6 protein-coding genes are annotated in these 6,743 nt (G+C 64.4%); 1 reads left to right on the plus strand and 5 read right to left on the minus strand.

What is annotated here, in order from left to right; all coding sequences use genetic code 11:
• The first annotated feature begins 94 nt into the window (after positions 1 to 94).
• Positions 95 to 499, plus strand: a complete 405-nt coding sequence (locus AC3WLB_RS22735) for a four-helix bundle copper-binding protein (RefSeq protein ID WP_492509991.1) — start codon at positions 95 to 97, stop codon at positions 497 to 499.
• A gap of 207 nt (positions 500 to 706) precedes the next feature.
• Here AC3WLB_RS22735 and AC3WLB_RS22740 read toward each other — a convergent pair whose 3' ends face one another.
• The 5 genes from AC3WLB_RS22740 to AC3WLB_RS22760 form a co-directional block, all read right to left on the minus strand.
• Positions 707 to 1,009 (minus strand): metal-sensitive transcriptional regulator, encoded by a 303-nt coding sequence (locus AC3WLB_RS22740; protein ID WP_492509993.1) that lies wholly within the window; start codon positions 1,007 to 1,009, stop codon positions 707 to 709.
• Between the two features lie 25 nt (positions 1,010 to 1,034).
• A complete protein-coding gene (locus tag AC3WLB_RS22745) occupies positions 1,035 to 3,191 on the minus strand; it encodes a heavy metal translocating P-type ATPase (RefSeq protein WP_492509995.1) in 2,157 nt (718 codons plus the stop codon).
• Positions 3,192 to 3,431: 240 nt separating this feature from the next.
• Positions 3,432 to 4,277 (minus strand): undecaprenyl-diphosphate phosphatase, encoded by an 846-nt coding sequence (locus tag AC3WLB_RS22750; protein WP_492509997.1) that lies wholly within the window; start codon positions 4,275 to 4,277, stop codon positions 3,432 to 3,434.
• Between the two features lie 101 nt (positions 4,278 to 4,378).
• Positions 4,379 to 5,752 (minus strand): sensor histidine kinase, encoded by a 1,374-nt coding sequence (locus AC3WLB_RS22755; RefSeq protein ID WP_492509999.1) that lies wholly within the window; start codon positions 5,750 to 5,752, stop codon positions 4,379 to 4,381.
• On the minus strand, positions 5,752 to 6,447 hold the full coding sequence (locus tag AC3WLB_RS22760) for a response regulator transcription factor (protein ID WP_492510001.1): 696 nt from the start codon (positions 6,445 to 6,447) through the stop codon (positions 5,752 to 5,754). The genes AC3WLB_RS22755 and AC3WLB_RS22760 overlap by 1 nt, the downstream gene beginning before the upstream one ends.
• Positions 6,448 to 6,743: the final 296 nt, after the last annotated feature.

The raw sequence follows: 6,743 nt of genomic DNA on the forward strand, positions 1-6,743 counted from the left end.
CTAACTAAGATTCGACGGCCGTCCATAAAGCCAACTGCTCGTCCGGCGTACGGTCAGAAAAGTAGCCTCAATCAGCCCAATCGGAGGAGATCTAATGTCTGTTATCGAAGAAATGCTGAACACCTACCCGCGCGATCTCGGCGCCATCGACAAAGAAAAACTCGCCGCCTGTATCGCTGCCTGTCTGGAGTGCTCCCAGTCGTGTACCGCCTGCGCCGACGCGTGCCTGAGTGAAGAGATGGTGAGCGAACTCACCTCCTGTATCCGCACCAATCTCGACTGCGCTGATGTCTGCGCGACCACCACCGCAGTCCTTTCCCGGAACACCGGCTCCAACGAAGCCACCATCCGAGCCGTTGTCGAAGCGTGCCGTGCTGCGTGCGAAAGCTGTGCGGGTGAGTGCGAGAAGCACGCCCACATGCATGAGCATTGCCGGATCTGCGCCGAAGCATGTCGGCGCTGTGAGCAGGCATGCACCGATCTCCTCGCGACCCTCTAAACAGCCCCACCACACCGACGTGGAGTGCGGCCGTCAGACAGCGTCACGCTGAACTGATCAGCGCGCTGGATCACGCTCCGCCCAGCAGCCGTCGCGACGCTGTCCACTGGTGCGCGTCCGACCTCGCTGCTGACCTAGATGAGGGGAGGATCGCTTCCGAACAAGCGGAAGCGATCCTCACTCAACTCATCAGAATCAGTCAGACGGTCACGAACGCACCAGTCGAGCGATCGCGTCCGAGGCCTCCTTGATTTTCGCTTCGCCTTCCGGTCCACCCAGCTGCACCGCGTCCACAACGCAGTGCTTCAGGTGGTCATTCAGCAGCCCCAGGGCCACGCTCTCCAACGCCGAGGTCAGAGCCGAAATCTGCGTCAGAATGTCGATGCAGTACTTCTCCTCATCGACCATGCGGGCGACACCTCGGGCTTGGCCCTCGATGCGCTTCAGCCGCGCGAGGTACTTCTCTTTATCGGTGATGTAGCCGTGATGCGCGGAGACGACGTCGGTCATCGTGTTCTTCTTCCTGATAGCCCGATCACCGGGACGCGGCGTCTGACATGCGGGCGGTGGGGGTGGAGCGGTCCAAAGCTGCGCGGATGCTCGTCTCGGGGTCCAGCTGCAGCCGGCGCAGGAGCTGAGCGTTCACTGCCACCACGATCGTAGACAACGACATCAAGATCGCACCCACCGACATCGGAAGGACGAACCCAATCGGAGCCAGAACCCCAGCCGCCAGTGGAACGGAGATCAGGTTGTAGCCTGCCGCCCACCACAGGTTCTGCTTCATCTTCCGGTAGCTGGCCCTCGATAGTTCGATGACGCTGAGCACCGAGCGGGGGTCGTCGCTGGCCAGGATCACCCCTGCGGAGGCGATCGCGACGTCGGTGCCGGCGCCGATCGCGATTCCGACATCTGCCTGTGCCAGTGCGGGAGCGTCATTGACGCCATCACCGACCATCGCGACCCGCCGGCCCTCTGCCTGCAGCTCCTTCACTTTGCTCGACTTGTCCTCCGGGCGCACCCCAGCGAAGTACCGGTCGATACCTAACTCCGCGGCGACTGAGTGAGCGACCGCCTCGGCATCACCGGTGATCATCACCACCTGGATGCCTTGCGCGCGAAGGGCGTCGATCGCCTGCCGGGACTCTTCCCGGACTTCGTCAGCGAGCTTGAGGGCACCAACGACCTGGCCGTCGACCAGGACGTGCAGGATGATCGCCCCGTCCTCTCGCCACGCATCCGCAACGCCGAGCTCCACCTGGTGCTCCTGCTCCAGCAGGTGCGGGCCACCCACCTGCACCCGGACCCCGGTGACGGTCGCGGTCACCCCAACAGCGGGTGAGGACGCGAAATCAGAGGCCGCCTCAACGGAAAGGTTTCGTGCTCGAGCAGCTGCGATGATGGCTCGAGCCAGCGGGTGCTCCGAATCCGCCTCGGCTGCCGCCGCCAGTGCCAGCACCTCCTCATCGGTTCGGCCCGGGGTCGCTTCGATCGCGGTGACGGTGGGTTCACCTTTGGTGAGTGTCCCGGTCTTGTCGAACAGCAAAGTGTTGACGGTGCGCATGCTCTCCAACGCCAGACGGTCCTTGATCAGCACCCCGCCTCGAGCGGCGCGCTCGGTAGCGATGGACACCACCAGAGGAATCGCCAGGCCGAGAGCGTGCGGGCAGGCGATGACGAGCACCGTGATGGTGCGGACAACTGCTTCGTCGGGAAGGCCGATCGCCGTCCACACCACCGCGGTGATGATGCCGGCGCCGAGTGCGAACCAGAACAACCAACCGGCTGCGATGTCCGCTATGCGCTGCGCGCGAGAGGAGGAGTTCTGAGCGTCTGTGACCAAACGCTGGATACCGGCCAGAGCGGTATCCGCGCCAACCGCAGTGATCTCGACCCGCAGCCCGGAATCCGTTGCGACAGTACCGGCGACAACCAGCTGCCCCTCACCCTTGCGGACCGGCCGGGATTCACCGGTGATCATCGACTCGTCCATGCTCGCGGACCCGGAAACAATGCGGCCATCTGCCGGCACCCGACCACCGGGTCGAACAACGACCACGTCACCAAGCACCAGGTCTGCCGGCGAGACCAAAACAATGTTGTCTCCGTCGACGCGTTCGGCCTCATCTGGCAGCAACGCGGCGAGTGAATCGAGAGCGGAGGTCGTCTGAGCCAGGGACCGCATCTCGATCCAGTGCCCGAGAAGCATGATCACGATCAGCAGGGCCAGTTCCCACCAGAAGTCCAGTTCGTGGTCGACCAGGCCCAGTGTCGCACCCCAGGACGCAAAGAACGCCACCGTGATCGCCAGTGCGATCAGCAGCATCATCCCGGGCTTGAGAGCACGCAGTTCGCTCACCGCGCCCGTGAGGAAGGGGCGGCCACCCCAGACGTACATCACCGTTCCAAGAACGGGCGAGATCCAACCAACCCACGCCGCGTCCGGAAGAGAGTAGCCAAGAATCATCGCGAACATCGGCGAGAACACCACCACCGGTATCGCGATGACCAGCATGATCCAGAACAACCGCCGGAACTGCCCTACGTGACCCGAATGACCCGAATGACCGGAACCGTCGCCATGGCCCGCGTGCTCATCCGCCATCCCGTGTCCGGCGTGAGGATCTGCTGTCACCGCGGGGGTCGGCTCGGCTGTGGTTGCTGGGTGCTGATGTCCTGTGTGGTTATCCATGAAGTCTCCTGCCCATCCCAATTATACCCCCTAGGGGTACACACTGTAAGTGTCTTTGCCTTGTTCGTATTCCCGGCTACGCCGTCGACGGCGGCCTTAAGAATCGCCGCTCGATCCGGACACGCAACCTCGCGGCCGGGCCACGTCAAGGCGGTCGATCTTCTTCAGGTAGGAGATGAGGATGCCGACGAGTGCGGCTTCAAGGCCCTTCGCGGAGGCCGATCAGGTAGTTGGCGAGCATCAGGGTTGCAGGGCTCCGGTCGAGAGGGCGATGAGCAGGGCGGTGCCGAGCACGATTCGGTAGACCACGAACGGCAGGAAGCTGTGTCGGGAGATGTAGCGCATGAAGAACGCCACGATCAGCAGCCCGACCAGGAATGCGACCACGGTGGCGATTGCCGTTTCGCCGAGTGTGAAGGCCTCGGGCGGGCAGGCGCCGGAGCAGTGCTGGGTGATGACTTTGAACAATTCGTAGAGTCCACTCCCGAGCACTGCGGGGATGGCTAGCAGAAATGAGTAGCGGGCGGCGGCCTTGCGTTCGTAGCCGAGGAACAGACCGGCTGTGATGGTGCCGCCTGATCGAGAGACACCGGGGATGAGGGCCAGGGCCTGGGCGAATCCGAACACGACGGCGTGCGGCACCGTCAGCTCGCGGAGGCGTCGCCACTTGACGCCGACCGTGTCGGCGATGCCGAGCAGGATGCCGAACACGATCAGCGTGATCGCGACGATCCAGAGCGACCGCAGGACCGATTCGATCGCGGACTGGAAGGCGATGCCAAGCACGATGATGGGGAGGGAGCCGAGGATGATGAACCAGCCGAGCCGGGCATTAGGGTCGGATCGGGGGAGTCGGCCGGTGAGCGACCCGGCCCAGTGGCTGATGATACGGGTCATGTCCCGCCAGAAGTAGACGATCACCGCCGCTTCGGTGCCGAGTTGCGTGATGGCCGTGAACGCAGCACCAGGGTCGGTTCCTGTGCCGAGGAGTTCGCCGACGATCCTGACGTGCGCGCTTGAGGAGATCGGCAGGAACTCAGTGAGCCCTTGCACCAGGCCCAGGACGATGGCGTTGATCACGGTCATGCAGAGGTTCCTCCGGAGGGCGCGGCGAAGCGCAATGGGGGTGGGTGACCGGATCACGTTATCTGCGGGGCTGCGCCGAACCGGCGAGCCTGTGAGGTCTCTCAGACGAGGGTTTGCGAGTTCTCGCGGATGGGGAGCGTCATGGTCACGATCAATCCGGTGGGGTTCGCGTTCGCCAGCGTGACTGTTCCGCCGGCTGCGGCCGCGGCCGCAGCGACGATGGCCAGGCCCAGGCCAGAGCCGTGGGTAGTGCCGCGGGATTCGTCCTGCTGGGAGAAGCGGTCGAAAGCGTGGGGCAGGAATTCGGGGGAGATGCCAGGGCCGTCGTCGGTGACGATGGTGATGACCTGGGACTGCCGCTCAGTGATGGTGACGTCGATGTGTCCGTGGCCGGCCACGGCTCGGAGAGAATTGGAGAGCAGATTGTCGAGCACCCGGCCGAAGAGCAATTCCGACATCGCGACCTCCGCGCCCGAGGTGTTTGCGGGGACGGTCAGTTCGATTTCGACGGGGTCGCTCATCGCGCGGAGGCGGGCTCGGTCGATTGCTTCGCCGGCCTCTTCGACCACGGCGTAGACGGTTGCCGGGGTCGTCGGACGGCCGGCATCCAATCGTGACAGTTCGAGGAGACTGCCGACGAGTTGCGTCAGACGTGCGGTAGCCCTCTGGGCGGCGTGGATGTCGGCGTCGAACGTCTCGCTGTCCCTGCCGCGAAAAAGTTCGAGCTGCGCTTGGAGCACTGCGAGAGGAGTGCGGAGCTCGTGGCTTGCATCCGAGACCATCTGGCGTTCGCGGGCCGCGGAGGCACGGAGGTCCCCGATGAGCTGGTTGAGCGTGGTCGCGAGATCGGTGATCTCGTCTTTCGCGGTTCCGACGGGCAACAGCTCGTCGGAACCGGACGCGACGATCGCGTCTGCGCTGCGGCGCAACTGGGTGACAGGTCGCAGCGCAGCGCCGGTGAGCAGCCACGAGACGCCGCCGAAGATGAGGGTGAGTGCGCTGAGCCCGATCACCAGCCCGGTGGTGAGGTCGGCGAGCACCAGTTCCGACGAGTCCTGGTTTCGGGCGGAGATGATGGTCCAGTCGCCCGTGCCGTTCTCCACGATCTCTACTGCAACGAGGTAGGTCGACCCGCCGGCCGTGATCTCCTGCGGCCCCGGGTTGGCCAGGTCGATCGACGCGAGCTGCGCTGTGACGGCGGCGGGAAGGGTCGACGTCTGGGTGGTGCCGGTCGGATCGATGACGGCCAGCAGCTGGCCCTCTCCGGGGTTGTCGACGGAGTCGTTCGGTTCTTGTTGGATAGCGGTCTCGAATGGAGCGGCATCGCTTTTGAGTACTTCGAAGAGGGCGTCGGAGAGGATGCCCTCCACCTGATGCCGCACGACGAGTCCGACGCCGCCGAAGAACAATCCGGCGAGCAGGAGGGTGCCGATCGTAATCCGTGCGCGTATCGAGAGGCGGCTGAGGGGTCGCATCAGTCGCGTGCCAGTTCGAAGCCAACTCCGCGGACGGTGAGGAGGCTGACACCGGTCTCGAATGGTTCGAGCTTGCGGCGGAGATAGCTGATGTACTGGTCGACGATGTTCGGGTCGGCGTGCAGCACCGTGCCCCAGATCTCGAGCAGGATCGCGTCACGGCGTACGGTCTCGTCGGCGTGCTGCGCGAGGAACCGGAGCAGCGCGAACTCCTTCGGACTGAGCGAGATGATCGTGCCCGCCGCGTGGACGAGGTGGTCGTGGCTGTCGATTACGAGCTGACCGATCTCGATGCGGGGGCTCGTGGCCAGGCTCTCGCGCCGGCGGAGCGCGCGAAGGCGGGCGGCTAGCTCGCTGAACGCGAAGGGTTTGATCAGGTAGTCGTCGGCGCCGGCGTCCAGGCCCCGCACCCGGTCATTCACGTCGTCGCGGGCCGTGAGCATCAGGATGATCAACCCCGGCTCGGCATCCCGAAGTCGGCGGCATAGCTCGAAACCCGACATTCCCGGCAGCATCACGTCGAGCACGGCGATCGAGAAGTCTTCTGATTGCGCCCGGATGAGACCGGCGGTGCCGTCTTCGACCCAGTCGGCCTGGTAGCCCTCGTCGGCCAGGCCGCGGGCGAGTAGCGGTCCGAGTTCCGTGTCGTCTTCGACGATCAGGACTCGGACCGGGCGATCGGAGGGTGCGGCCATGCGGCAATTCTCCTGGTACCGGGCGGTTGCGTCTGCCGTCTGAACGAATCTTCATGATCGAAGCCCCCATTTCTCAGAAGCTCGGCGACAGCTCTCAGTACCGTCTGAATCCGCACAGGCAACACGCGATCGACAACGAAGGAGGCCGAGGATGCGAATTCTGGCCGTCGAAGACGATCAGCGCATCGTCGACATCCTCCGACGGGCGCTGACCGAATCGGGCTACCCGGTCGACATTCGGATGACCGCTCCGGATGCGTTGTTCGCGTTCGAGACGGACGTGTACGACCTCGTGA

It is taken from the genome of Herbiconiux sp. FW305-C-125 (genome assembly GCF_058783455.1).

What these genes read in the sequence shown, in the direction of transcription:
- AC3WLB_RS22750 (WP_492509997.1), bottom strand. Translation starts at nt 4,277, where the DNA reads ATGACCGTGATCAACGCCATCGTCCTGGGCCTGGTGCAAGGGCTCACT.
- AC3WLB_RS22760 (WP_492510001.1), bottom strand. Translation starts at nt 6,447, where the DNA reads ATGGCCGCACCCTCCGATCGCCCGGTCCGAGTCCTGATCGTCGAAGAC.
- AC3WLB_RS22755 (WP_492509999.1), bottom strand. Translation starts at nt 5,752, where the DNA reads ATGCGACCCCTCAGCCGCCTCTCGATACGCGCACGGATTACGATCGGC.
- AC3WLB_RS22745 (WP_492509995.1), bottom strand. Translation starts at nt 3,191, where the DNA reads ATGGATAACCACACAGGACATCAGCACCCAGCAACCACAGCCGAGCCG.
- AC3WLB_RS22740 (WP_492509993.1), bottom strand. Translation starts at nt 1,009, where the DNA reads ATGACCGACGTCGTCTCCGCGCATCACGGCTACATCACCGATAAAGAG.
- AC3WLB_RS22735 (WP_492509991.1), top strand. Translation starts at nt 95, where the DNA reads ATGTCTGTTATCGAAGAAATGCTGAACACCTACCCGCGCGATCTCGGC.